General features: G+C 70.5%; 22 protein-coding genes. 7 read left to right on the forward strand and 15 right to left on the reverse strand.

From position 1 onward, the window contains the following. The 4 genes from O3Q52_RS11265 to O3Q52_RS11280 form a co-directional block, all read left to right on the forward strand. Window positions 1-262 (forward strand): citrate/2-methylcitrate synthase (locus O3Q52_RS11265; protein ID WP_332112898.1); only part of this gene is annotated, 262 nt, incomplete at its 5' end. Window positions 263-314: 52 nt separating this feature from the next. Next, window positions 315-1,265, forward strand: a complete 951-nt coding sequence (locus O3Q52_RS11270) for a sucrase ferredoxin (RefSeq protein WP_269648647.1) — start codon at window positions 315-317, stop codon at window positions 1,263-1,265. Between the two features lie 72 nt (window positions 1,266-1,337). Further along, window positions 1,338-3,020, forward strand: a complete 1,683-nt coding sequence (locus tag O3Q52_RS11275; protein ID WP_269648648.1) for a sensor histidine kinase — start codon at window positions 1,338-1,340, stop codon at window positions 3,018-3,020. After that, on the forward strand, window positions 3,017-3,697 hold the full coding sequence (locus O3Q52_RS11280; RefSeq protein ID WP_269648649.1) for a response regulator: 681 nt from the start codon (window positions 3,017-3,019) through the stop codon (window positions 3,695-3,697). The genes O3Q52_RS11275 and O3Q52_RS11280 overlap by 4 nt, the downstream gene beginning before the upstream one ends. A gap of 114 nt (window positions 3,698-3,811) precedes the next feature. On the opposite strand, the gene O3Q52_RS11285 is transcribed toward O3Q52_RS11280, so the two are convergent. Both O3Q52_RS11285 and O3Q52_RS11290 read right to left on the reverse strand, forming a co-directional pair. Further along, on the reverse strand, window positions 3,812-4,864 hold the full coding sequence (locus tag O3Q52_RS11285) for an ABC transporter substrate-binding protein (protein ID WP_269648650.1): 1,053 nt from the start codon (window positions 4,862-4,864) through the stop codon (window positions 3,812-3,814). 228 nt (window positions 4,865-5,092) lie between these two features. After that, entirely contained in the window at window positions 5,093-5,635 is a 543-nt protein-coding gene (locus O3Q52_RS11290; RefSeq protein WP_269648651.1) for a hypothetical protein, read from the reverse strand. 160 nt (window positions 5,636-5,795) lie between these two features. Between O3Q52_RS11290 and O3Q52_RS11295 the strand changes: the two genes are divergently transcribed. Further along, the gene (locus O3Q52_RS11295; RefSeq protein ID WP_269648652.1) at window positions 5,796-6,488 is read left to right on the forward strand and encodes a response regulator; all 693 of its coding nucleotides are present in this window, start codon (window positions 5,796-5,798) and stop codon (window positions 6,486-6,488) included. Between the two features lie 87 nt (window positions 6,489-6,575). On the opposite strand, the gene O3Q52_RS11300 is transcribed toward O3Q52_RS11295, so the two are convergent. From O3Q52_RS11300 to O3Q52_RS11325, 6 genes are all read right to left on the reverse strand, one after another. Further along, on the reverse strand, window positions 6,576-8,168 hold the full coding sequence (locus O3Q52_RS11300) for a cation acetate symporter (RefSeq protein WP_269648653.1): 1,593 nt from the start codon (window positions 8,166-8,168) through the stop codon (window positions 6,576-6,578). Further along, window positions 8,165-8,653, reverse strand: a complete 489-nt coding sequence (locus O3Q52_RS11305) for a DUF485 domain-containing protein (protein WP_269648654.1) — start codon at window positions 8,651-8,653, stop codon at window positions 8,165-8,167. The genes O3Q52_RS11300 and O3Q52_RS11305 overlap by 4 nt, the downstream gene beginning before the upstream one ends. Before the next feature lie 104 nt (window positions 8,654-8,757). Next, window positions 8,758-9,444, reverse strand: a complete 687-nt coding sequence (locus O3Q52_RS11310; RefSeq protein ID WP_269648655.1) for a response regulator transcription factor — start codon at window positions 9,442-9,444, stop codon at window positions 8,758-8,760. Further along, complete coding sequence (locus O3Q52_RS11315; RefSeq protein ID WP_269648656.1) at window positions 9,441-10,601, reverse strand: sensor histidine kinase; 1,161 nt, start codon at window positions 10,599-10,601, stop codon at window positions 9,441-9,443. Before O3Q52_RS11315 ends, O3Q52_RS11310 begins: the two co-directional genes overlap by 4 nt. Next, on the reverse strand, window positions 10,598-11,122 hold the full coding sequence (locus O3Q52_RS11320; RefSeq protein WP_269648657.1) for a CcdC protein domain-containing protein: 525 nt from the start codon (window positions 11,120-11,122) through the stop codon (window positions 10,598-10,600). The genes O3Q52_RS11315 and O3Q52_RS11320 overlap by 4 nt, the downstream gene beginning before the upstream one ends. Window positions 11,123-11,356: 234 nt before the next feature. After that, window positions 11,357-13,480, reverse strand: coding sequence for a type IIA DNA topoisomerase subunit B (locus tag O3Q52_RS11325; RefSeq protein WP_269648658.1), 2,124 nt, complete (start codon window positions 13,478-13,480; stop codon window positions 11,357-11,359). A gap of 440 nt (window positions 13,481-13,920) precedes the next feature. Between O3Q52_RS11325 and O3Q52_RS11330 the strand changes: the two genes are divergently transcribed. Next, window positions 13,921-14,151 (forward strand): hypothetical protein, encoded by a 231-nt coding sequence (locus O3Q52_RS11330; RefSeq protein ID WP_055513118.1) that lies wholly within the window; start codon window positions 13,921-13,923, stop codon window positions 14,149-14,151. A gap of 136 nt (window positions 14,152-14,287) precedes the next feature. Here O3Q52_RS11330 and O3Q52_RS11335 read toward each other — a convergent pair whose 3' ends face one another. From O3Q52_RS11335 to O3Q52_RS11365, 7 genes are all read right to left on the reverse strand, one after another. Beyond that, complete coding sequence (locus O3Q52_RS11335; protein ID WP_269648659.1) at window positions 14,288-15,103, reverse strand: serine protease; 816 nt, start codon at window positions 15,101-15,103, stop codon at window positions 14,288-14,290. 132 nt (window positions 15,104-15,235) lie between these two features. Beyond that, window positions 15,236-16,777, reverse strand: coding sequence for an RNA polymerase sigma factor (locus tag O3Q52_RS11340; RefSeq protein ID WP_269648660.1), 1,542 nt, complete (start codon window positions 16,775-16,777; stop codon window positions 15,236-15,238). A gap of 406 nt (window positions 16,778-17,183) precedes the next feature. Then, the gene (locus O3Q52_RS11345) at window positions 17,184-18,071 is read right to left on the reverse strand and encodes a FadR/GntR family transcriptional regulator (RefSeq protein WP_206190929.1); all 888 of its coding nucleotides are present in this window, start codon (window positions 18,069-18,071) and stop codon (window positions 17,184-17,186) included. A 162-nt stretch (window positions 18,072-18,233) separates the two neighbouring features. Further along, complete coding sequence (locus O3Q52_RS11350) at window positions 18,234-19,997, reverse strand: ATP-binding cassette domain-containing protein (protein WP_269648661.1); 1,764 nt, start codon at window positions 19,995-19,997, stop codon at window positions 18,234-18,236. Window positions 19,998-20,226: 229 nt separating this feature from the next. After that, window positions 20,227-20,985: an NUDIX hydrolase gene (locus tag O3Q52_RS11355; RefSeq protein WP_269648662.1), complete on the reverse strand. Its 759-nt coding sequence runs from the start codon at window positions 20,983-20,985 to the stop codon at window positions 20,227-20,229. A 129-nt stretch (window positions 20,986-21,114) separates the two neighbouring features. Next, complete coding sequence (locus tag O3Q52_RS11360; protein WP_269648663.1) at window positions 21,115-23,190, reverse strand: glycogen debranching N-terminal domain-containing protein; 2,076 nt, start codon at window positions 23,188-23,190, stop codon at window positions 21,115-21,117. A 1,035-nt stretch (window positions 23,191-24,225) separates the two neighbouring features. Then, window positions 24,226-25,794 carry a DUF4192 domain-containing protein gene (locus tag O3Q52_RS11365; protein ID WP_269648669.1) on the reverse strand — a complete coding sequence of 523 codons (1,569 nt, stop codon included), beginning with the start codon at window positions 25,792-25,794 and terminating at the stop codon, window positions 24,226-24,228. Window positions 25,795-25,914: 120 nt separating this feature from the next. Here O3Q52_RS11365 and O3Q52_RS11370 point away from each other — a divergent pair, with 120 nt between their 5' ends. After that, a complete protein-coding gene (locus tag O3Q52_RS11370; RefSeq protein WP_269648671.1) occupies window positions 25,915-26,271 on the forward strand; it encodes a hypothetical protein in 357 nt (118 codons plus the stop codon). The last annotated feature ends 42 nt before the right edge of the window (window positions 26,272-26,313 follow it).

The raw sequence follows: 26,313 nt of genomic DNA on the forward strand, positions 1-26,313 counted from the left end.
CCCCGCCCTGGCCGCGGCCCGCGACGACGTGGACACGACGGCCCGCCACGCACCCCTGCACGCCAACGTCGACCTGGCCCTCGCCGTCCTCACGGCCACGTCCGGCATGCACGCCTCGGCGGGCGAGACGATCTTCGCCGTGGCCCGCACGGCCGGCTGGATCGCCCATGTGCTGGAGGAGTACGACGAGTCCCCGCTGCGCATGCGCCCGAGCGGACACTACGTAGGCCCACGGCCTCCTCAGCCACTTCCGGAGCAGTGACACCACCCGCCCCGGAAGTCACCTCCCGCCAAGTCAGGTTAGGCTCACCTCTGTGAGTACGTGCGCGAAGGTCTCACGGGACCTGGAGGAGCCCCTCGCGGGGACCGCCGCCACCGCGAGGACGTGGCTGCTCGTCGAACAGCCCGGCCCCTGGGGCGCCAAAGCGCTGACATCGAGCCACCTGGACCCCGCACTCGGCCGAGCGCTGGAGCAGGCCGCCGAGGGCACCGGCGTACGCATCGCGCTGTTCCGGCGCCCGGGCCGCCACGCCGACTGCCGCACGGTCGCCGAGCGCCAGGTGTACGCGGCCCACACCACCCCGGGAAACGTGTGGCTGCACAAGGCCATCACCTCGGACCCCGAGCGACTACTCGAACTTGACTTCTCCGAGCTCGGCGAAGGCCTGCCCGGGACCTTCGACACGACTCTCGACGCTGCCCCGCACACCGGCGACCCGCTCGCGCTCGTGTGCACGAACGGCAAGCGTGACCGCTGCTGCGCCCTTCTGGGCCGCCCCCTCGCCGCCGAACTCGCCGCCTCCGGAGTGGACGGCATATGGGAGGTCACACACCTGGGCGGCCACCGCTTCTCCCCCACTCTCCTCGTACTGCCGTTCGGATACGCGTACGGGCGAGCCGAGGCCCATGCCGTCAAGGAGATCCTCCAGGGCGTACGGGAAGGCCGTGTCGTCACCGAAGGGTGCCGTGGCAGCTCTGCCTGGAAGCGTCCCGGGCAGGCCGCCGAACTGGCCGTGCGCACGGCGGCCCACGAGGGCGCCGCGGGCGCGCTGAGCATCGTCCGTACGGACGGTTCGGCGCCGCGCTGGGAGGTGACGGTCGCCCACACCGACGGCCGCCACTGGCTCGTCACGGTCGCCCAGGGCGCGGCCCTGCCGCCCCGCCCCGAGAGCTGCGGCTCGGCTCTCGGCTCTCCGGCCCGGATGGACGTGATGGCGGTGCGCGAGCTGTCCCGTACGGCTGTCGCGCAGCCTGCGGCCCACTGACCGCCCCTCCCGAACGAGATCCACGCCACACCCCCTACGGCACCGCGCGCCCCTCCCCGTACCGTCGTAGGCATGAGTCCCACTCCCCCTCGACGACTCCGCCTGGGCATGCCGAAGCGGATGTTCTCGCAGGTGCTGCTGATGCAGGTGGCGATCGCCGCCGGAGTCGCCGTCCTCGCGACCGGGCTGTTCCTCGCTCCGCTGAGCGAACAGCTGGACGACCAGGCGATGCGCCGCGCTCTCGCGATCGCGCAGACCACGGCGGCGCAGCCGAGGCTCGCCGAGGATCTGAAGTCCACGCCGGCCTCGGCCGACGGGCCCGTGCAGGCCGAGGCGGAGCGGATCCGCAAGGCCAGCGGGGCCGAGTACGTCGTCGTGATGGACGTCCACGGCACACGCTGGTCGCACACGAACCCCGCCGAGATCGGCGGGCACGTCTCTACCGATCCCAGGTCAGCCCTGTCCGGCCGGGAGGTCATGGAGATCGACAGCGGCACCCTGGGCCGCTCGGCGCGCGGCAAGGTGCCGTTGCGCGACACCGGCGGCCGCATCGTCGGCGCGGTCTCGGTCGGCATCGAGTACGACAGCGTGCGCGCCCGCCTCATCCATGCGATCCCCGGGCTCTTCGCGTACGCCGGAGGAGCTCTGGCCGTCGGTGCGCTGGCCGCCTATCTGATCTCACGACGGGTGCAACGGCAGACCCGTGACCTGGCCTTCTCGGACATCGCCGGGCTCCTGGCGGAGCGCGAGGCGATGCTGCACGGCATCAGGGAGGGCGTCGTCGCGCTGGACCGCGAGGGCAGGATCCGCCTCCTCAACGACGAGGCCCGGCGCCTGCTCGGAATCGGCGACGAGGCCGTCGGACAGCCACTCGACGCAGCGCTCGGAGAGGGCCGTACGACCGATGTGCTGGCCGGGACCGTCACCGGAACCGATCTGCTCACCGTCCGCGGCCAGCGTGTCCTGGTCGCCAACCGCATGCCCACCGACGACGGCGGTGCCGTGGCCACTCTGCGCGACCGCACCGAACTGGAGCAGCTGGGCCGCGAACTCGACTCCACCCGCGGCCTGATCGACGCCCTGCGCGCCCAGGACCACGAGCACGCCAACCGCATGCACACGCTGCTCGGACTGCTGGAACTGGAGATGTACGACGACGCCGTGGAGTTCGTCGGCGAGGTGGTCGGTGACCACAGGGCGACCGCCGAACAGGTCACGGAGAAGATCCATGACCCGTTGCTCGCCGCCCTCCTGGTGGGCAAGGCCACCGTCGCGGCCGAGCGCGGAGTGGCCCTGTGGATCTCGGACACGACGCTGTTCCCGGACCGGCTGATCGACCCGAGGGGGCTGGTCACGATCGTCGGGAACCTCGTCGACAACGCACTCGACGCCGCCGCGGGCACCCTCCACGCGCGCGTGGAGGTCGAATTGCGCGCGGAGGGGCGTACGGCCGTCCTGAGGGTGCGGGACACGGGTCCTGGAATTCCTGCCGAACAGCGTGAGTTGATCTTCGCGGACGGGTGGTCGACCAAGAAGCCCCCGGCCCACCGAAAGCGCGGGATCGGTCTCTCCCTGGTGCGCAGGCTCGCCGAGCGGCAAGGTGGCAGCGCCCGGGTCTCGGAGGCGGACGGCGGAGGCGCCGAGTTCACCATCGTGCTGCCGGAGGCACTGGCGGAGCCCGGACTCGCACCGGACCCCGCGCCCGGCCTCATGCTGGAGAGCGCCGCCACGACCGTCAACGAGGAGTCGCGATGATCGAGGTACTGGTCGTGGACGACGACATCCGGGTCGCCCGGGTCAACGCCGCCTACGTGGAGAAGGTCGCGGGCTTCCATGTCGCGGGCGAGGCACACTCCGCGGCGGAGGCACTGCGGCAACTGGAGGCGCTGCCCCGGCTGGACCTGGTGCTTCTCGACCACTACCTGCCGGACCAGACGGGCCTCGCGGTCGTCCAGGAGATGCGCAGACGCGGCCATCAGGCCGACGTGATCATGGTGACCGCGGCCCGTGACGTCTCCACGGTCCAGGCGGCGATGCGGCAGGGCGCGCTCCAGTACCTGGTGAAACCGTTCGCCTTCGCCGGACTGCGCGCCAAGCTGGAGGCGTACGCGGACCTGCGCCGCACCCTCGACGGCGGCGGCGAGGCCGAACAGGCCGAGGTCGACCGCATCTTCGGCGCCCTGTCAGCGGGCTCGGAGCCAGGTCTGCCCAAAGGGCACTCCCCCACCACCGCGGAGGCCGTACGCCGGGCGCTGGTGACCGCGGAAGGCCCTCTGTCGGCCCAGGAGATCGCCGACCGGACCGGACTGAGCCGCCAGACCGCCCAGCGCTATCTGAAGCTCCTGGAGCGCACGGGACGGGCCACGCTGACCCTGAAATACGGAGACGCGGGCCGCCCGGAGCACCGTTACGTCTGGGCGACCCGCGCCTGAGGACACGGCCGCGGTACGGGGGAAGCGACCGTACCCGCCTGTGTACGGCTGTCAGGGGAGTTCAGCCGTGCACAGGAGCTCCGCCCGCGGTCGGGGAGACCGCGGGCTGGGGGTTCAGTCCACGACCTTGTCCACGAACTCCGTGGTGTACGTCCTGCTGAGATCCACGTCGGCGTTCTTGATGTCGGGGTTGAACGCCTTGAGGACCTTCTCGACGGTCTTGGGACCGTCCTCGGGCATCACACCGTCCTGGGTGAACATCGGCATGGTGCTCTGGATGGCGCTGGCGTAGAGCGTCCCGTTGCCCTTCGAGTAGTCGTCCGGCATCTCGTCGGCGATCTCGCTGGCGCTGTGCCCAGCCATCCACTTGAGGGTCTTCACGAAGGCGTTGGCCAGCTTCTGGACCGTCTCCTTGTTGTCGTTCACCCACTCCGTCTGCATGTAGAGACTGGACGACGGGTACGCACCACCGAGCGCCTCGTCGGAACCCTGCGGGGTGCGCATGTCGAGGAGCACCTTGCCGCTGTTCTCCGCCAGGATCGTGGCGACGGTCGGGTCGGTCGTCATGCCGCCGTCGATGGAACCCTTCTCGAGCGCGGAGATGAAGCTCTCTCCCGCGCCGACCGCGACGGTCTTGAACTCGCTCACGGACACACCGTTCTTGACGGCGAGGTACTTGGTGAGGAAGTCGGTCGAGGAGCCGATGCCGGTGACGCCGAGCCTCTTGCCCTTGAAGTCCTCCGGCGAACTGATCTCGGTCGCCGCCTTGTCGGAGACGATCTGGACCTCACCGGGCGCGTGCGAGAACTGCACCACCGACTGGACGTCCTCGCCCTTGACCTGCAGATCGAGGGTGTGGTCGTAGAAGCCGACGGCTCCTTGCACCTCCCCGGAGACGAGAGCGGTCTCGGCCTCCACACCGGCGCGCTCGCCCAGCAGTTCCACATCGAGGCCCTCGTCATCGAAGTAGCCGAGCCGCTGGGTGAGCATCGCAGGCAGGTAGATGACCTTGTCCAGGCCGCCGACCATGATCTTGACCTTCACTCCCTTGCCACCCGCCTCGTCGGCGGCGGCCGATCCGGCCACGTCGTTGGCGCACGCGGTGAGCGAGGAGAGGACAAGCAGGCCGGCGGCTGCCAGCGACCCGTGTCTGAGGGTCTTGGGCATGTTCGTTCACGTCCTTGTGAAGGAGGCGGTGCGGGAAAACAGGTGCCTTGGAGTGGCCGGTGACGGGGGAACCGGCCGCCCCGCCGAGAGACCGGTGCCGAAGGAAAACCGGTGTCTTGTAGAGGGCTGTCTGCGAAATGCGCCTCCTGGGAGGCGCTCGACAAAAGTGGGTCCTAGGAGGGGCATTCGGGCCCGTGCGGACGCTGAGAAGGGAGTTCGGCTCTCGGTCTACAACGGCGTCCACGGGGAGATACGGCGCTCGGCGAACTTGGGCGGCCTCTCCTGCAGCGTCACCCGGCGGCCACTCGTTCCCAGAGACCGCGCTTCGGCCGCCAGGGGCAGCGGGCGGGGGACGGCGACAACGGCCCTGCTTCCGCGGGCGGCTCGCGCGCCGGAGACCGTACGGGCCGTCTTGGTGCCCTCGGTTTTCACCGTGGCGGGACCCGCCGTCAACGCGACGCCCTTGTCCGCGCGGGCGATGAACTCCTTGAGGGCGCGGGCGCCGAAGACGGCCGAGTCGCGCGTGCCCTCCGGCAGGTCGAGCGGTTCGTCCGGCACCACGGCTTCGCACTCCATAAGTTCTTCGAGACCGCTGACGAGGGTGGGTGTGATCGGCCTGCCTCGGCCTGTGGGGGCCACGCCAGCCGTGAACACGCAGCCTCCCACGGTCGGATCGAGTCCGATGACGGCCGTGTGCAGTTCCCCCGGCGGGGCTGTGAAGACCTTGCGCACGCCTCGCAGCGCGATGGCGGGGCCGGTGTCTGCGCTCATGCCCCGCGACCGTAGCCGTGGCCCGCACCACGGCATCAGTCTTGTGTGCGCAAAGCGTTCTTCTGATTACAGAAGGGTGTTGTGCTCTTTCTGCTCACTCCACAACACTGGGGCCGACAGCACGGGCTCACCGCTCGCCCGGCTCGGGGGGAGAGGCCCGATGATTGACGTCCTGGTCGTGGACGACGACTTCCGTGTCGCCGAAATCAACGCCAAGTTCGTGGGGAAGGTTCCCGGCTTCCGGGTGGCCGCCCGTGCGCACAGCGCCGCCCAGGCCCTGGACGCGGCGGGCCGGGAGCCCGTCGACCTGATTCTGCTCGACCACTATCTGCCCGACCGGACGGGCCTCGAACTGGTCCAGCAGATGCGGGAACTGGGCATGGGCGCCGACGTCATCATGATCACCGCGGCCGGCGACGTGGAGACCGTACGGGCCGCGATGCGTCTGGGCGCTCTGCACTACCTGGTCAAGCCGTTCACGTTCGCAGCGCTGCGAACGCGGCTCGAGTCGTACGCCGCCATGCGCCGCACCGTCGACAGAGTCAGCGACCAGGGCATGGCAGGGCAGGACCAGGTCGACCGTATGTTCGGCGCCCTGCGTACGACGCCCGCCCCGTCCTCACCGGGTCTGCCCACCGGTCACTCGGAGCCGACCACGGACCTGATCTGTGCCGTCCTCCACCAGGCCGACCACCCCCTCTCGGCCCACGAGGTCGCCGCCGAAACGGGCCTCAGCCGCTCCACCGCCCAGCGCTACCTCCGCCACCTGGAACAGGCGGGCCGCCTCCGGCTCTCACTCAAGTACGGGGACACAGGGCGTCCGGAACACCGCTATGCGTGGGTTGCGCCTTGAGCCGGTGAGCCCTGCCGGACCGCCCGTGCGGGCCCCACAGGCCTCGCGGGGAGGGGTGCCCTACTTGAACCGCCGCTCACCTGCCGGTCAGACCGCACCTGCCCCCGTGAGCGCCCGTACCTCGGTTTCGGCGTGCTTGGCCTCGTCCGGCGGCTCCGCCGAGGTGACCGTGCCGAGCCAGCCCGCCAGGAAGCCGAGCGGGATCGACACCAGGCCGGGGTTCTCCAGCGGGAAGTACTGGAGGTCGACTCCCGGGAACAGCGACGCGGGGCTGCCCGTAGCCACGGGAGACAGCACGACGAGCACCAGGGCCGGCACCAGGCCCCCGTACACGGACCACACCGCGCCGCGCGTCGTGAAGTTCCGCCAGAACAGCGAGTACAGCAGCACCGGCAGATTCGCCGACGCGGCGACGGCGAAGGCAAGCCCCACCAGGAAGGCCACGTTGAGGTCGCGCGCGAGCAGGCCCAGGGCGATGGCGACGACGCCGATACCGACCGCGGCGGTCCGCGCAACGGCCACCTCGCTGCGCGGCTTCGCACGCCGTCGTCGCAGCGACGCGTACAGGTCGTGGGCCACGGACGCCGAGGAGGCGAGCGTGATTCCGGCGACCACCGCGAGGATCGTGGCGAAGGCGATCGCGGCGACGATCGCGAACAGAACCGTTCCTCCCGTGGAGCCGGCGCCGCCGCCCAGATCGAGCGCCAGCAGCGGAACCGCCGTGTTCCCGGCCGCGTTCGAACCGCGCACGGCATCGGGGCCGACGATCGCCGCCGCCCCGAACCCCAGCACGATCGTCATCAGGTAGAACCCGCCGATCAGACCGATCGCCCAGACGACCGAGCGCCGCGCGGCTCGCGCGGTCGGCACGGTGTAGAAGCGCGACAGGATGTGCGGCAGCCCGGCCGTACCCAGCACGAGCGCGAGTCCCAGGCTGATGAAGTCCAGGCGCGCGGTCCAGTCCCCGCCGTACCTCAGCCCCGGCGCGAGGAACGACTTCCCGTGCCCACTCCGATCCGCCGCCGTACGCAGCAACTGGTCGAAGTCCCCGTGGAACCGCACCAGGACGAGCACGGTCAGCGCGATCGCCCCGCCCATCAGCAGGACCGCCTTGACGATCTGGATCCACGTGGTGGCCCGCATCCCTCCCATCGACACATAGATGACCATCAGCGCCCCGACACCGATGACCGTCCAGGCCTGCGCCGCCTCGCTGGTACCGCCCAGCAGCAGCGCGACCAGGCTGCCTGCGCCCACCATCTGCGCCACCAGGTACAGAACGGACACGGTCACCGAGGAGGTGCCCGCCGCGATCCGCACCGGTCGCTCGCTCATACGGGCCGCGACGACGTCCGCGAGCGTGAACCGTCCGCAGTTGCGCACCAGTTCGGCGACGAGGAACAGCACGACGAGCCAGGCGACGAGAAAGCCCACCGAGTACAGCAGCCCGTCATAGCCGAAGAGCGCGATCAGTCCCGAGATACCGAGGAAGGACGCGGCGGACATGTAGTCGCCCGCGATGGCAAAACCATTCTCCATGGGCGAGAACAGCCGTCCGCCCGCGTAGAACTCCTCCGCCGAACCATGCCGGTGGCGGCTCACCCAGGTCGTGATCCCCAGGGTGACCGCGACGAACACGCTGAACAGCAGCAGCGCCAGCGTCTGATGGTTCCCGGTCACCGGTCACCACCCGCGACGCTTCGCGTCAGCTCCTGTGTGTCCCAGCGCAGATCGAGCGCGGCCCGGTCTCTGCGCAGCCGGGCGTGCCGTGCGTACGCCCAGGTGAACAGGAACGTCGTGAGGAACTGCCCCAGCCCCGCGACCATCGCCACGTTCACCGCGCCGGCGACGGGCTGCGCCATGAAGTCCGGAGCCGTCGTCGCCGTCACCACATAGCCCACGTACCAGGTGAAGAAGACGGCGACGGCCGGGACGACGAACCTCCGGTACCGGCTGCGCACCTCCTGGAAGGCCGCGCTGCGCTGCACCTCCAGATAGACGTCAGCCGCGCGGGCGGTCCGGTCCTCCTGCTCCCCGCGCGCGGGCGGCACGGCGGGAGCGGGCGCACCCGTACTGTCCAACTCGCCCCAGCCTGAGGCGAGCGCGTCGTACCAGGGGTCGTCGAACCGGACCTTTCCGGAGTCGGGACCGTCGTACTTCTCCACCGAACTCTCCTTGTCCGCTGCCCGTTTCGGCCGCGTGCCCAAGGATGGACAGATCGGGAAGATCCCAGACTCTTCTCTCCGCGCTCTTCACCCCATCAGGTGACTCACCCCCCTGGTGGCCGCACAAGTCCCTTCCCGAAGGCGTAACGGACTGCCTGCGCACGGTCCTTGAGCCCCGTCTTGGCGAACAGGTTGTTGATGTGGGTCTTCACGGTGGCCGTCGAGACATGGAGCTTGCGGGCGATCTCCTGGTTGGTCAGACCGTCGGCGATCAGCACGAGCACCTCCGTCTCCCGCGCGGTGAGCCCGTCCGGTGCCTCGGCGCCCTCCGTGGGAACGGCAGGCTCCGGCTCGGACAGCCGCTCCAGCAGGCGCCGTTGAATACTCGGGGAGAGCCCGGCGTCCCCCGACAGCACGCTCCGCACGGCCCGTACGATCTCGTCGCCGCCCGCGTCCTTGGTGAGATAGCCCCGCGCCCCGGCCCTGAGCGCGGGAAACAGCGAGGCGTCGTCCGCGTACGTGGTGAGCACGACGACCTGCGTCCTGGGGTGTTCGGCCCGGATGCGTCTGGTCGCCTCCACCCCGTCGCAGCGGGGCATACGCAGGTCCATCAGCACGACGTCCGGGTCGAGCTCGGCCACCAGCCGCACGGCCTCGTGCCCGTCGGCGGCGGCCCCGACGACCTCGATCCCCGACAGCAGCCCGAGCAGCATCACGATGCCCTCGCGCACCACGGTCTGATCGTCCGCCACGACGACACGGGCCGGTGCCCCGCCGTCCTCCTCCGTCATGCGGGCACCTTCAGCGTCACCATGAACCCCTCCTCGTACGGCCCGGCCTCCAGCGAGCCGCCCAGCAGCTCGGCCCGCTCCCGCATTCCGAGCAGACCGTATCCGGCGCCCGAGTGTGTGAATTCGCCCGGCGGCGCTCCCGAATCCCTTACGTTCAACATCACTTCGTGCTCGCCGTAGTCCAGGCGTATGCGGATCTTTGCCCCTGGCGCGTGCTTCCGGACGTTCGTCAATGCTTCCTGGGCGACCCTGCGCACCGCCTGCGACGCCTCGGCGGGCAACAGCCGCCGTTCACCCGTGACGGTGACATCGGCGCCGGCGGTGTCGGCGGTGTCGGCGACCAGTTCGCTCAGGAACTCCTCCAGCGGGGACATCTCTCCGCGCAGTGCGGAGAGTGCCTGCCGGGTCTCGGCGAGGCCTTCGCGGGCCATTCCCCGTGCCGCCACGACCCGATCGAGGATCTGGTCCCTCTCCGCCCCCCTCTCGATCAACAGCCGTGCCGCCTCCAGGTGCACGAGTTGCGCCGAGAGGCTGTGCGCCAGCACGTCGTGGATCTCCCGTGCGATCCGGGCCCGCTCCGCGAGCGCCGCCGACTCCGCCTCGGCCGCCCGCGCGGCCCGCTCCTGGACGAGAAGCCGCTGGGCGCTGCCCCGGGCCTCCGCGTCCAGCCGCAGCACGTATCCGGCCAGAGCAAGCCCCACGGTCGTGGCCAGTGTGGTCAGCCAGGCGTCGTTGTTCACTGCCGCGTACGTACCCAGAGCCACGGCGCTTGCGGGCAGTGCCGCCGCGAGCGGCAGCCGTTCCATGGCGCTGACGGCGCAGGCGCACCAGACTACGAGGGCGGGAATCCGCAGCCCCGCTCCCTCTGCCACCGTCGCGATGGCGAAGAGCAGCACGAGCAGCCCCAGGGAGGGAAGCAGGCGATGCTCGAGCGTGACCCTCCAGAAGCCCCAGAACCCGAGTCCACCGACCAGGACTCCCAGAACTGCCCCTGCGACACCCCAGCCGTGCAGGTCGCTGTCCACGAAGGTCGTCGCCAGGAGGATGCCGACGGCGAAGGTGCGCCCGGCCCCGGCGAGAGCACGCCGGGCCCTGTGCACTCCCATTCGGGAGAGCGCCTCGCGGGAGGGCCAGAGCGTCCAGACGTTCTCCGTCATACACGCTCCTTCCGCGAGGGCTGGGGCATGCCGTCACCGTACGCCGTGCTCTCCCGTCTCGCCGGGGGCAGTGTCTGCGCCCGCCGGACCATGATCCCGGAGCGCACCAGCAGGGTCACCGCGAGCGCGAGGAGCAGGGCGGAGCTGTCCTGGCGCAGGCCGAGGGCGGCACCGAGACCGAACAGGCCGGCCCGCAGAGCTATCCCGGCGGTCCAGACGAGGCCGCTGGCCTTGCTGCTCCTGCTCCACACCGTGCCGTCCGGTGTCCTCCACATCCGGGTGGTCCAGGCCCAGCCGACGCCGGTGGCCAGGCCTATGAGGAGTTCGGTGCCAAGCAGGAGGGCCGACAGCGTCCGGTGGTCGGGGTCGAGCAGACCCGGTTCGCGCAGGGCCAGGAAGACCAGGACCGCGGGCACGACCCACCAGCTCCTGTCCGTCGCCATCCGACGGGTGCGGAACTGGCGGGCGATCACCAGGACGACAACGGCGAGGATCACCAAAGCATCGACAAGCCCGGACATCGCGGCCTCCGTGTGCGGGGAAGGGCGGGTGCCGGCAGCGGGCGCTGTCGACGCCTTCGACGCTACGGAAACGGGCAGGTCGGCAGATCGGAGCCAGGGTGGATCATGGGTGGATCCCGCAGGCGCCCCGTCTCCACCCGCGGGTGGAGACGCCCTCACGGAGGTCTCCCCGCCCGTCTCCCCGCCCGACGCCCGTCGGGACCTCTCTCGGTCCCGACGGGCTCAATCGACCCTCTACGCGTCGATGCGCGAGCGGTCCAGCGTCGCCGCGGAGCTGGAGATGAACTCCTTGCGCGGGGCGACGTCGTTGCCCATCAGCAGGTCGAACACCTGCTCAGAGGCCTCCAGGTCGGAGATGTTGATCCGGCGCAGCGTACGGAAGCGCGGGTCCATGGTCGTCTCGGCCAGCTGGTCGGCGTCCATCTCGCCGAGGCCCTTGTAGCGCTGGATCGAGTCCTTGTACCGCACGTTCTTGCGCTGGAGCTCCAGCACGGTCTCCCGCAGCTCGCGGTCCGAGTACGTGTAGATGTACTTGTCCTGGCCCTTCTTGGGCTGGCTGAGCTCGATGCGGTGCAGCGGCGGCACCGCCGCGAAGACCCGCCCCGCCTCGACCATCGGCCGCATGTAGCGCTGGAAGAGCGTCAGCAGCAGGATGCGGATGTGCGCGCCGTCGACATCGGCGTCGACGAGAAGAATGATCTTCCCGTAGCGCGCGGCGTCGATGTCGAAGGTCCGGCCCGACCCGGCTCCTATGACCTGGATGATCGCGCCGCACTCGGCGTTCTTCAGCATGTCCGTGACGGACGCCTTCTGGACGTTGAGGATCTTTCCGCGGATCGGCAGCAGCGCCTGGAACTCGGAGTTCCGGGCGAGCTTGGCGGTGCCGAGCGCCGAGTCTCCCTCGACGATGAACAGCTCGCTGCGGTCCACGTCGTCGCTGCGGCAGTCGGCGAGCTTGGCCGGCAGCGAGGAGGACTCCAGGGCCGTCTTCCTGCGCTGCGCGTCCTTGTGCTGACGGGCCGCGATGCGCGTACGGGCGGCGGAGACGGCCTTCTCCATGACGACCCGGGCCTGCGCGGCGGCATCCCGCTTCGTGGAGGTCAGGAAGTCCTTGAGCTCCTTGGAGACCACGTTCGTCACGATCCGGCGGGCCGCCGACGTGCCGAGGACTTCCTTGGTCTGGCCCTCGAACTGCGGTTCGGCGAGACGGACCGTGACGACAGCCGTGAGGCCTTCCAGGGCGTCGTCCTTGACGATGTCGTCCTCGGCGACGCGCAGCAGCTTCTTGGTGCGCAGCACCTCGTTCATCGTCTTCGCGACGGCCTGTTCGAAGCCCGCGACATGGGTGCCGCCCTTGGGCGTGGCGATGATGTTCACGAACGACTTCAGGGTCGTGTCGTAGCCCGTGCCCCAGCGCATCGCCACGTCGACGCCCAGTTCCCGGGTGACCTCGGTGGGCGTCATCTGCCCGTGGTCGTCCAGGACCGGGACCGTCTCCTTGAAGGTGCCCTGCCCGGAGAAGCGGAGGACGTCGCAGACAGGCTTGTCGCTGGCCAGGTACTCGCAGAACTCGCTGATGCCCCCGTCGAAGCGGAAGGACTCCTCACCCTTGCTGCCGCCCTCGCCGAGCCCGAACTCGTCGCGGACGACGATGGTCAGGCCGGGCACCAGGAAAGCCGTCTGCCGGGCGCGCTGGTGCAGGTGCTCAAGGGAGAGCTTGGCGTCCTTGAGGAAGATCTGCCGGTCGGCCCAGTAGCGCACGCGCGTGCCGGTGCGGGTCTTGGGGATCCTCTTGAGCTTGCGCAGCCCGGCCGACGCGTCGAAAGCGGCGTCGGCCCCGTCCCCCTTGAACGCTCCAGGGGTGCCGCGGCGGAAGCTCACCTCGTGAGTGTGGCCTCCGCGGTCCACCTGCACGTCCAGGCGGGCCGAGAGCGCGTTCACCACGGAGGCGCCCACGCCGTGCAGGCCGCCGGAGGCCGCGTACGAGCCGCCGCCGAACTTGCCGCCGGCGTGCAGCTTGGTCATCACGACCTCGACGCCGGACATGCCGGTCTTGGGCTCGACGTCGACCGGGATGCCCCGGCCGTTGTCGCGCACCTCGACCGAGCCGTCGTCGTGAAGGGTCACGTCGATGTGGTCGCAGTAGCCTCCGAGGGCCTCGTCCACGGAGTTGTCGATGATCTCCCACAGGCAGTGCATCAGACCGCGGCTGTCGGTCGACCCGATGTACATGCCCGGGCGCTTCCGCACGGCCTCGAGTCCCTCGAGGACGAGCAGGTGCCGCGCGGTGTAGTTGGAACCGTCCCGGTCTGCTCCGGTCAGCAGCGCTGTGGACGGCACGGACGTCTCGGCGGTCACGCGGTTCGCTCCTCGCTGAATTTCAGGTGTGGCCCTTTTGGGTAAGGGCCCGGCTTCGGTCGCCGCTCCGAGGGTACCGAGGCCTGGTAGAGCCGTTGTAACGCCACCCTCGTCCGAAACTCAGACTAGACCAGCGTCGCATGCTTGTTCGATCCCTCGTTGGAGTGAAGTACATATCACGTTCCCTTCCAGGCATGAACCATTTAGGCTCCGGGCACGTCCTCAAGAACAACCGGCAAGCCAGCCGGGAGGACTGAACCTGACAGAGCGCGAACCCGTAAGACACGAAGACACGCAATACGGCTCATTCGCCGCCAACCGGCAGCAGACAGCCGACTCGGAAAGATTTTTTTCGAGGAAGAGCCACGAGCGGGAACGTTTTCGGCCTGGTTGGATGTTGACCCTGGTACGACAGCTCGTCGAGCTAGAGAAGAGGCGACGTGACTACTGTTCTGACCCCCGCGAGCCCGCTGACGGCCGCTGACCGCTGCGACCGTTGCGGCGCCCAGGCATATCTGCGCGTCGTCCTCCTCAGCGGTGGTGAGCTGCTCTTCTGTGCCCACCATGGGCGCAAGTTCGAGCCGGAACTCAAGAAGATCGCCGCTGAGATACAGGACGAGACGGAGCGGTTGACTGCCGCCCCGGCAAGCGCCAACGACGAAGAGCACTGACACTTCGCGCAGACGACGAGCCAGCTCCGGCACAGGCCGGTGACCGGGCGGCCGCTCCTCTCCAGGGGTGGCCGCCCGCGCTCGTGCTCCCTGAGGCCGTGGACGGCTCACGCCTCCCAGGGCCGCAGAAGGGCCTTCAGCGGCCCTCTCCGAGGGTCCTGACGACCTCCGAGACCCGCGTGTAGACACCGGGGCTGCCGGCCCGTCCGCAGCCACTCCCCCACGACACGAGGCCGATCAGCCGCCCCTGGGCGACCAGCGGCCCGCCGCTGTCCCCCTGACAGGCGTCCCGGCCACCCTCCCTCTCCCCCGCACACAGCATGGAAGCGGGCACGTACGTTCCGTCCACGCTCCCCGGATACGCCTCCTCACAGAGCGCGTCTGGCAGCACCTGCACGCGCGCGGCCCGCAGAGCGGCCGCGTAGTCGCCGCTCCCCGTGGTGTCGCCCCAGCCGTAGACCACGGCTCCGGGGCCGGGCTTGTACGCGGCGTCACCGGCACCCGCCATGGGGATGACCGCGCTCGCGGCGAGGGGCTCCACGAGAGTGAGTACGGCGAAGTCTCCGGCGTTCGTGTAGCTGTCGTAGCGCGGGTTGATCCAGGTGTCGCGTACAGCGATCTCCCTGCCCTCGGCCGACAGCAGATCCCCGCGGCCCGCGATCACCTTCAGATCGCGAACCTGCCGTGGAGGTGCGCCCAGCACGTCGTTGCTCAGACAGTGGGCCGCGGTCAGCACCGTCGAGCGGCCGATCACCACACCCCCACAGAACTGTCCGGCACGCGTACCCCCGAACCGGTCACGGCTGGACACGGCGACCGTCCAGGGGCTCTCGGAGATCTCGACCGGGTAGCCGCCGATGATGACATCGGCCGTCGCGGGGGCCGGACAGGCCAACGGTATGACGGCCGCCGTGGCCGCGACGGCCAGCGCTCGGGCAAAGGGACGAGGCATGCGCGCTCCTCACTCTGGGGTTGTCATGAGACACCCAGCGTGATCCAGATGGCGGCACTCCGCACTCCGCGCAGACCGAGGGCCCGGCTCCCTGAGCGGGAAACCGGGCCCTCGGTGACGTATGGCCGAGACCTAGTCGAGGTAGTCGCGCAGCACCTGCGAACGCGACGGGTGACGCAGCTTCGACATCGTCTTGGACTCGATCTGGCGGATGCGCTCGCGCGTCACGCCGTACACCTTGCCGATCTCGTCGAGGGTCTTCGGCTGACCGTCGGTGAGACCGAAGCGCATCGAGACGACGCCCGCCTCACGCTCGGACAGGGTGTCCAGGACCGAGTGCAGCTGCTCCTGGAGGAGCGTGAAGCTGACCGCGTCGGCCGGGACGACCGCCTCGGAGTCCTCGATGAGGTCACCGAACTCGCTGTCGCCGTCCTCACCCAGGGGGGTGTGGAGGGAGATCGGCTCACGGCCGTACTTCTGGACCTCGATGACCTTCTCCGGGGTCATGTCAAGTTCCTTGGCCAGCTCCTCCGGAGTGGGCTCGCGGCCCAGGTCCTGGAGCATCTGGCGCTGCACGCGCGCGAGCTTGTTGATGACCTCGACCATGTGCACCGGGATACGGATGGTGCGGGCCTGGTCGGCCATGGCGCGGGTGATCGCCTGACGGATCCACCACGTGGCATACGTCGAGAACTTGTAGCCCTTGGTGTAGTCAAACTTTTCCACCGCGCGGATCAGGCCGAGGTTGCCCTCCTGGATGAGGTCCAGGAAGAGCATGCCGCGGCCGGTGTAACGCTTGGCCAGGGAGACCACCAGACGGAGGTTGGCCTCCAGGAGGTGGTTCTTGGCGCGGCGGCCGTCCTCGGCGATGATCTCCAGCTCGCGCTTGAGCTTCGGGGCGAGCTTGTCGGCGTTGGCCAGCTTGTCCTCGGCGAACAGACCGGCCTCGATGCGCTTGGCGAGCTCGACCTCCTGCTCGGCGTTGAGCAGCGGGACCTTGCCGATCTGCTTGAGGTAGTCCTTGACGGGGTCGGCCGTGGCACCGGCTGCGGCGACCTGCTGCGCGGGCGCGTCGTCCTCGTCCTCGTCGGACAGGACGAAGCCCTGGGCGCCGTCCTCGGTGGGCTCCTCGGTGCCGGACTTCGCCGCGCCCGGGGTCTCCTCGGCCGCCTCGTCGTCGACGACCTCGGCGTCGTCCTTCTTGGCGGTGGTCTTCTTCGCCGTCGCCTTCTTCGCGACGGTCTTCTTCGCTACGGCCTTCTTGGCAGTCGCCTTCTTGGCAGCGACCTTCTTCTCGGCTGCGTCCTCGGCGGGAGCGTCTGCGGCAGGCATCGCCGGGGCGGCGGTGGCGGTGGCCTTCTTGGCCGTCACCGTCTTCGCCGCGACGGTCTTGGTGGCGGTGCGCTTGGCCGGACTCTTCGCTGCGACGCTCTTTCGGGTGCGCTTGGGCTCCGCGGCACTGACCATCAGCGTCACACCCTCTTCCTCGAGGATCTGGTTGAGGCTGCGCAGTACGTTCTTCCACTGAGTGGCCGGAATCTGGTCAGCTTCGAAGGCCCGACGCACGTCATCGCCGGCGATCTGCCCCTCAGCCTTTCCCCGCTCGATGAGCGCCATGACAGAGACGGACTCGGCGATCTCCGGCGGGAGCGTACGGGATGTGCTGGCCGACACGAACAACCTCTCGGAACGTTGGAAAACGGCTTCCGGCCCCGTCCGGTACGGACAGGAGCCGACGACCGCCGACTTGGGGATGGGCCGACGGCGCGGGCGAGGGCCGGGAAGAGTCACAGCGCCTTGAACGGCGTCTGTATTCCCTACTCGGCTGTCACCTCTTAGGTCATCGCGCTGCCCCGTGGAGCGTTACGCCCAATCTGCGTGGCCCGAGTCACACCCCGTAAGTGCTCAAAAGCTCCCAGATGCGGTCAGAGGTGGTCAGCCGGTGACCTCAGTACCTCATCACACCGCCGGACCCCGCCGGATTCCAGAAGCATCCAGGGGGTCCGGCGGCAGATGGTTCGCCGGCCAAGCGATGCCACCCGGGGCACCCGCCACCGACCGCGCCGCCCTCGGTGCGCGGTCAGTGCTCGCGCGGCGCGGGCACGACGCGCTCCACCTCGGGGTGGACAGTGAGCAGTTGGCGCATGGCCGTCTCGGCGCCCGATCCGTCGCCGGCGGCGAGGGCGTCGACGATGCGGGCATGGTGCCCGAGGGACGCCTCGGTCGGCCGGTCGCAGCCCGTGACCGGGTTGCCGGACACCTGGAGCGCGGCGGACACGATCCCGGAGAGGTGCTCCAGCATGCGGTTGCCGGAGACCTGGATGAGCAGGGAGTGGAACTCCGCGTCGGCGCGCGAGAAGGTGAGCGCGTCACCCTGCGCCATGGAGTGGCCCATGATCTCGACCATGTCGGCGAGCCGCTGCTGCACCTCCTCCCGGCCGTGTCCGGCGGCGAGGCGGGCGGCGAGCGGTTCGATCGTCCAGCGCAGCTCGCTCAGCTCGCGGCGCTGGTCGTCACGCTGCGGCCCGAAGGCCCGCCACTCGATGATGTCCGGGTCAAGGAGGTTCCAGTCACTGACCGGGCGTACGCGCGTGCCGACATTGGGGCGGGCGCTGACCAGGCCCTTCGCCTCGAGGACGCGGAGCGACTCGCGGACGACGGTGCGGGAGACCTCGAATCGCTGGCCGATCTCCTCGGGCACCAGCGGGCGGTCCGCACCCAGGTCGCCCGAGACGATCATCTGCCCCAGCTGCTGGACCAGTTGGCCATGCAGGCCGCGTCCGCGGCTGCCGGCGGCACGTCGGCCCATGCGGCCCAGCTCTGGGTCCGTACTGTCCCACACGGAGGCGCTGACGCGGTCTGCACCGGGGACCTCCCCGTAGGGGTAGCGGTCGAGTTCGCCCGGGCCGGCGAGGCCGGAGTCTGCGGAACGGGCGGCGGTCATCATGGTGTGCGCAAGGGTACTCACGGATCCTTTGTCGGCTCCGTCTCCAACTCCCTTGAGGTCTTTGGTGAAAAGCACACGAAAGGGTGATCGCTCACCCCGTCGCAATTGACGCCTTATCGGAAAGAAATGGGCGTTCTGCGCGGAGTTGCGCGCACGAAGGGAACACATGTGCACGGGCCGCCGTCATCGGACCCTGCTCCGTAGAGTGGTGAGCAGGTATGCGCAGAGCAGGGCGCTGATCGACAACATCAGTGCGCCGCCGACGGGTTGGGCGATCACTCGCGCCACAGCAGCCACATAGCGCTCGCCTCCGAACGGCCACTGCACCAGCACGAGCTCGCGCAGCCGGGTCGAGAAACCGGCGGCGGTCCGCACGGACGGTCCCTCCAAGACCTTCTGTACGAGCGGCACGACGAGGACCGGTACGGCCAGTACCGCCGCGAGTCCGGCGGTCGTCGACCGGAAGATCCCGGCCGCCAGGACGCCCGCCCAGGCGCAGCCCACCACGAGACCGATCCAACTCACGCTCAGCGAAAGCCAGTCCTCGGGAACTCCGGTGAGCTCCCTTCCGTAGACGAGGTAGAGCAGTTCGGCGTCCACGCCCACCGCGAGGAGGGCCAGCAGCAGCGCGGTGGCGGCGGCGACGAGGAGTTTGGCGGCGAGCAGCCCCAGGCGGCGGGGGACGTTCCCGCGATCGGCGGCCAGGGCGGGATGACGGAACTCGTCGCCGAAGGCGATGGCACCGAGCAGCCCCGCACCGAGCGCCGCGGGCGGAAGAGGAAATTCCCTCGGCCACGCGGCGAGGAGACGCGCCTGTGGGGTGTGGCCCGCTCTGGCCAGGAGCACGGAGATCAGGGCGGAGGCGACGAGCACGGCGACCGCGGTGAGGTAGCCGGTGGCGACCCCGGCCGCCCGGCGCAGTTCGTAGCGCAGCGGCCGCAAGGGGCTGGTTCCCGGCCTGGCGGTGATGGGCGGCGGCAGGGGCGACAGTTCGTTCGCGCCTTCCGCCTCCGCGGTGCGCGCGGGCTGCTCGGCCTCCGGGGAGTCACTCGCCGGGGGCTGGGCGGGGACGGGCCCCATGTCGCCGACTTCGTCGGCGAGTTGGTGTACGAGGATGCTGTGGCGGTAGGCGGTTTCGCCGATGTCGGCGCACGTGCTGCCGTACACGGAGAGGCGGTTGCCGTCCTCCCGTACGACCTCCACGGAGCGTCGGGTGGTGCGGGCCTCCTTGGTGAGCAGGGCGCCGAGCCGTTCGGCGTGCGGGCTGCGGACGGCTACGCGGGGCCTGAGGCGGGTGCGAGCGAAGTCGGCGACGTCCTGGTCGGCGACGAGCCTGCCCTCCTCCAGTGTGACGACACGGTCGGCGGCCCGCGCGGCCTCCTTCGGGTCGCCCGTGGCGAACAGCACAGTGCCACCCCCGGCGGCGTGGGCCCGCAGAATCCCGTGCAGCCAGCGGCCCTCGCGGGCGGAGAGCCCGTCGGCGGCGTCGTCGAGCACGAGCGTGTGCGGGTCGGACAGCAGTGCGCAGGCCAGACCGAGGCGACGGTCCATGCCGCGCGAGAGCGTGCTCAGACGTTGGTCGCGCAGGCTGACCAGGCCCACCACTGCGAGGACGTCGTCGGCGCGCCGGGCCGGCACGCCTGTCGCGGCGCACAGCATGCGGAGTTGACCGCGGACCGTGCGCGCCGGGTGGCCGGGGACCTCTCCGAGGAGCACGCCGACCTCGCGCGAGGGGTGGGCGATGCGATGCAGCGGGCGGCCTCTGAAGTAGGTGATCCCGCGGCCCTGTTGGAGTTCGAGCATGAGCCTGAGCGCCGTCGTCTTGCCCGCGCCCGGGGCTCCGAGGAGCGCTGTGACGCGGCCCGCGGGCACCTCGAAGGAGACGTCGTCGACGGCGGGGGGAAGCTCCTTGCGGGCGTTGCTGGTCAGTCCGATGGCCTGGATCACCCGAAGCAAGATAGCGCGATATGTACAGTTTTCCGGGCATCTTGAGCACGCTGTGGGGCATGCCCCGTGCCCGTCCGGCCACTTGGCCGGACGACGAATCCCGGGGTGGCTGTCTCAAGTCTCGGCACAGGTCTCGGCACAGGTCCTGGGGCGGACCCGGTCTCGGCCCGGATATCGAGGCCGCGCCCGTCCCGGCACGGTTCCGTCCGGCACCGCCTCAGGAGCGCCGTCAGACCTCGGGGCGGAGCATCGGCGGGTTGAGCAGCGTGGCGCCGCCCGCGCGGAACAGCTGGGCAGGGCGGCCGCCCTGGCGGGTCGTCGTACCGCCCGTGGGGACGAGGAATCCCGGCGTGCCGGTCACCTTGCGGTGGAAGTTGCGGGGGTCGAGCGCCACGCCCCACACCGCCTCGTACACCCGGCGCAGTTCACCGACCGTGAACTCCGTCGGGCAGAAGGCAGTCGCCAGCGACGAGTACTCGATCTTCGAGCGGGCGCGCTCCACACCGTCCGCCAGGATCTGCGCATGGTCGAAGGCGAGTGGTGCGGCCTGTTCGCCGTCACGGCCGTAGCCGCCCCGCTGAAGCAGTTCCTCGACGGGGGCCCAGCGCGCGCTGTTCGCGTCTCCGCCGGCCCTGGGCGCGGGCAGATCGGGGGCGAGGGCGAGGTGGGCGACGCTGACGACCCTCATCCGCGGGTCGCGCTTCGGGTCGCCGTAGGTCGCGAGCTGCTCCAGGTGCGCGCCGTTGGCCTGCGCGGGGGCGGCCGGGTCATGGGCGCAGAGCCCGGTCTCCTCGCCCAGTTCCCGCGCCGCCGCCTGCGCCAGGTCCTCGTCCGGCCGTACGAAGCCGCCGGGCAGCGCCCACCGCCCCTGAAAGGGCGGCTCACCCCTCCGTACCGCCAGCGCACACAGGGCATGGCGACGCACGGTCAGCACGACCAGGTCAACGGTGACGGCAAACGGCGGGAAGGCTGACGGGTCGTAGGGCATGTCGAGATCATAGTCGTCTGCCTGACGATAAACACTCCCTTCGTCGGTCGCTTCAGTGGCTGATCCACTGCACTCCGGTACGGGCGCCGGGGGACACCGCCGCCCCGCCCCTCGCCGGCTTCCGACCGCTCACACCCCCAGCTGGAGCCCCTCGGCGGCCTCCTCGACCATGGCCAGGCCGAGCCTGCTGACCCGTACGGAGAAGGGGGCGCCCGCCACACGCAGGCCGGTCAGCCCGATCTCGCCCAGGGGTGCGCCACGAATTGGCCGCAGCGTCACCGTTCCGGCAGGGGCGTCCGGACGGATTCCGGCGAGGGTGGTGAGCAGGAGGATCCCGGCGGCCGCGGCCGTGGCCGCAGGCCGACAGGCCGCCGGATGCGGCAGCGGGGCACCACCTTGCGTGCGCTGCTCCCCCGCGTACATCTCCGGCAACCGGTGCCCGAAGGCCTCTGCCGCCGACAGGACGCCCCGCAGCAGTGAGCTCGCCTCCTTTTCGTAGCCCGCTGCGGCCAGTCCCGCGACGGCGACAGCCGTCTCGTGGACCCGCACGGCCCCACCTCGATGCCCGAACGGGTTGTACGCCGCCTCCTTCGCGCCGAGGCTGCGCAGTCCCCAGCCCGAGTCCATGGCGGGCGCGCCGAGCAGCCGCGCCAGCTGTTCCGTCTGCACCTTGTCGAGCAGCCCCTGGGCCGGGGCGCCCACGCCGAGCAGCCCGGTGTCGAGGAGGTGCACCCCGGCCGCGCCGAGGTGCGGCACGATCCGCCCGTCCGGCAGGCGGGCGGCGGCCGGTCTGCCGCCTCCCCTGTCCTCGATCCAGAAGTCCTCCTGGAACGCGGCCCTCATCCCGCGGGCCCATCCCCGCAGCTCGGGGCCGCCTCGCCTGCCGTACGCGTCGAGGAGATCGGCGCCCAGCAGCGCGGCCCGGTGTGCGTGCGCCTGGGTCTCGCAGCGCCACGGTCCGCCGGGGTGCGGGTCGGACAGATACGTGCCGTCGCCGACCGCCGTCCGCAGCCACTGCAGGCAGCGCTCGGCCACAGGGAGCAGCTCTTCGGTCTCCTGTTCGGGGAGCCCCCAGCGCCTGGCCTCCGCGAGAACGACGGGGAACAGCAGAGTCGCCTCTTCACCCGTGCAGCTCGGTGGCAGATGTGTACCGGCGTGCCGTCGCGGCCCGGGGATGAGTCCGGATCGGGGCCCCGCGCCCACCAGTTGGGTGCGTGCGAGGGTGCGCAGGGTGCCTGCGGCCAGCCGGGTGCCCAGCGGCAGGGTCATGCGCGCCGCCGCCAGTGCGTCGGCCGGCGCCATGCCGCAGCGCCAGGGCGCGCCGGCCGCGAGGTGGTTGTCGGACGGATGCGCCGGGTCACGCAGCAGCAGGGCCTGGAGATCCTCGATGCTCATGCGCAGGAGTGCCTCGACCCTTGGGTCGTCGCTCACGGCCCGTGCCTGGGCCAGCGGGCTCGTGGCAGCGCGCGCGATGGCCCGGATGGGACCCGCACCGGTCGGCCGTACCCTCAGCTCCACGCTTCGGGTGTCGCCGGGCGGCAGTTCGAGTTCCCATCGGAGCAGCCCCGCGGAGGCCAGCGCGTCCGAGGGCGGCGGGTTGGCCGTGACGACGGAGTGCCCGGTGGCGCAGGACCACCGCATGCCCGAGTCGTGAACGCTGGCAGGCAGGTCGGGACCGGCACGCCCGGAGGCGACCGCGCCCAGTTCCGCCAGGTCCGTGCCGAGCGACACCTCGACGGGCAGGCGCAGATGACGGTGGGCCGCGCTGCGCAGGGTGATCCGCTCCGTGCCGTCCGCGTATCGCGTCCGCTCGACGATGACATCCGGGTCGGGGCCGCCGTCGGCGGACAGGCTCAGCGTCGCCACGAAACGGGCCTGGTCGGCCGCGATCATCCGGGCCTGGATCGCGAGCGGTTCCCGCCCCGCGACGCGCAGTCGGCATCGGGAGAGCATGCGTCGGCCCCCGCGGTAGAAGCCCTCCAGCCCCTGTCCGGTCAGCTGGCCGTGCTCCGTGGAGATCGCGAGACCGGGCAGCGCGACGCAGATCAGCGTGTTGTGCGCGGGAGGCAGGTTCGCCGTCGCGTGCGGCAGGGACAGGGGTGCCTTCGGAGTCGTGGCACCGCCGGGGGTTATGGGGAGCTGTGCGGGCCTGCGGAGCAGAGGGTGGTTGTCGTGCTGAGTTGAGGACTGGGTGGGCAGGGGCATGGGGCGGCTTCTTCTGTGCTCCGTGCGCTGAGTGCGCACTCAGCTGCGTGTGGGGGGCTCCGGAAGGGCGGGTTCGATGCGATGGCACGGCCCGGCCGCGGGCTGCGCCACTCAGGTGAACGGAACGGGCCTGTCCCGGGTCACGCCCCGGTTCACGGAAGCCGACCGATTGGCGGTGAGGCGGAGAGTCCGGAGGGCGGTCACGAGTGGTTCCCGGAGCGGGGTGGGCGTGCGGGGGCTGACTTGATGGCGCGGTTGGGCATGTTCGGTCGAGAGCCGGGGCGACGCGGGTGTGGGCGTGGCGTACGTGGAGGACGCCGGCCTGGGGGTGGCACACATGCAGATCGGCTGTCACAGGCGGGCGGTCATCCCAGTCCGGAGTTCCGGCCGGGAAGGGCCCCAGGCGGAGAACGACGGGGGCGAGTGGCACAACAACCGCTTCGTCGCCCTTGCCGCATCCGGCGGCCCGGAGTCGGGCAAGGCGGTCCGCCTCGCGGAGCGCTACGCCGCTCGTCTCCGGCAGGCCGCTCGGAGCGCCTGCGTCTTGCGGCCGGCGGCGTGGGTCGGACGCGCCCTCCGGCCGGCGGCTCGGGTTGGGCACGCCTTCCGCCCGGCGGCTCCGGTTGAGCACGTCTTCCGACGGTCGGCTGCAGCCGGATGCACCTCCCGACGGTCGGCTCGGGCCGGCCGCGCCTCCCGGCAATCTGCCCAGGCCGGGGACGCCTTCCAACGCCGGGCCCCGGCCTGGTCCTCCTTCCGGCTGCCGACCGGGGCTTGACGCTTCTTCGACCAGTCGACCCGGGGCGAAGGCAGACTCCGTCCGGCCAGCCCACCCCGGAGTGTCCTCAGCGGTCCCGCTCTTCCCTGGCACAACCGCTCCCAGGACCCGAGCACTCACCCCACGCCACATCGCCCCAAGTCCGGCAGACCCCCACACCAACCCGAGCCCCGCCAGCCCCCAAGCCACCACCGGAAGCAACCAGGCCGACCATCCGAACCGAGTCGGCCAACTCGCTCGACACCGCTCACCCGCCCTCATGTGTCGCCTTGCTTCGTCCCATGCCGGCCAGCCCCTCGGCGGGACCGGGTACCGCCGCCCGTGCCGTCACCAGCCCGAGTGGGTGCTTCCGGCGTCGAGGAGCCGTCAGCGGTGGACCGGGGACGGCGCGTGCCCGCGGTTCCAGAGGACCGGGAACCCGGTCGGCTCCCCGCGCTCGCCGTGGACCGCGGCTTGCGTCGGCGACGGGAAGCCACCCGTGTCGACGGTGTCGAGGCAGACCCGGACGGTCCGTCGGCGTCGACTGCGAACGCCGCAGACGCCGCAGACGCCGAGGGCACCGAGGGCACCGAGGGCACCGAGGACGCGATCGCCTCCGCGTCGGCACGATCCACCCGCTCCTTGCGGAGGCAGCGGCGAATCGACTCCGGGTCCAGTCCCTCGTTGCACGCCTGGTGGAGAAGGCGGGCGAACAGGTATCCCGGATCCGCTCCGAGGGCCATCGCCAGGGCTTCGCGGGCCTCCAACTCGTCACCCGAGGACCACGCGACCCACCCCACGAGCGTGAGCGGCGCCGCGGCATGCTCGCCGTACGGGCCGACACAGCGGCGGGCCAGAGCCCGCCAGAGTCGGAGGGCCGGTCCGGCCTCGTCGCCCTCCATCCACTCCGCCGCCCGGTCACGCGTCGTACGGTCCTGGAGACCGAGGATCAAGGTGGCTGCCTCGTCGTGACGCAGTAGTTCGTCGTCCCGGAGATCCGCCGACAGAGCACCGGACATACCTGCTGTACCGGACACAGTGGGTACACCCGGTCCACCGGCCGCGGAGGTGGAGTCGGCAAATCGGCGCATGACCCGATGGGCCAGGTCCAAGGTCTCCGTCGCCACGACTGTGCGGCTCTCGTCGTCCAGGATTCGCGGAATCAGCGACGTGCTCACCGCATCGAGTGCGGACTCCTGCTCCAGTGCGGCCGCCGTCTCCCACGGCATGAGCCTCGCCCTGAACTCCCGCAGGGATCCCCGAATCTGGAGACCCGCGTAGGTGGCCGCGGCGGCCAGCACTGATGTGCCGGGCAACCCCATGGGTGTCCCGTCGGACGGGCAGCACTGCGCACTGGGGCAGCAGTAGGACCAGAAACGGCCGTCCGAGATGCACAGGGCCTCGATCACGGGAACGTCCAGGGCACCGCAGGCCTTGCGCAGCAACTGTGCGAGTGGCCGCAGTCGTTCCATGACTTCCCGGGCCGACTCTCCGTCCTTGGGGTCCTGGCAGAGGAAGGCGACGATGCTCTCGGGCAGCGCGCCCCTGCGTTCGCTGCCCTTCACAAGTCCTTCGGTCAGCTGCCGGGCGACGGACGCCCAGTCGTCCGCGTTGCCCGGGATGCCGAGCCGGGCCCGTCCGCCGAACCTGCCACGCCCGTCCCTGTCGTGCAGGGCGGCGAGCACGATGCTGTCCTCGGGCCGGTAGCCGAGCAGGTACGGCAGCGCGTCTGCCAGCTCGGCGGGAGTGCGGAGCGTGACCTGATGCTCGGCGAACGGGACGCCGGACGCGCCGTGTGCGGGGTCAACCCGGCTCTCACGTCCACGGCCCTCACCACGTGCGCCCAGCCCCGGTCCCGAGCCGTGTCCTCCGCTCCCCGAGCCATGCCCTTCGCTCTCTGAGCCGCGCCCACCGCGACCTGAACCATCTCCACCGTGCTCCGAGCGCCGTCCGCCACGCCCTGAACCGTGCTCGCCAAGCCCTGGCACACGTCCGCCACAGGCCTCGCTCTGCCCACCGCGAGCTTCGCGATCACCCCCACGAACTTGGCCGTGCTGACCACCCGCGCCCCCGCTCCTTCCAAGCCCTCCAAGTCCTCCAACCGCGTCGGACCCTCCAAACCCGTCGGCCCCTTCAAGCCCGTCGAGCCCTCCAAACCCGCCGCGCTCGTCACGCTCGCCGCACCCACTCATGTCGCCGTCACCGAGATTCCCGGCCGCTTCGCTGTGATTCGTCATGCCGTGACCATCCCGCGGATCCCAGCGTTCCGCTTTGACCTGTGGATAACCACGACCATGATCACGTCAGAACTGTCCACAGACTGACCGCCTCATTCGCATGATGTCCGACCCATCGGGTTGCATGGG

The organism is Streptomyces sp. ActVer, assembly GCF_027270795.1.
Classification (GTDB): domain Bacteria; phylum Actinomycetota; class Actinomycetes; order Streptomycetales; family Streptomycetaceae; genus Streptomyces; species Streptomyces umbrinus_A.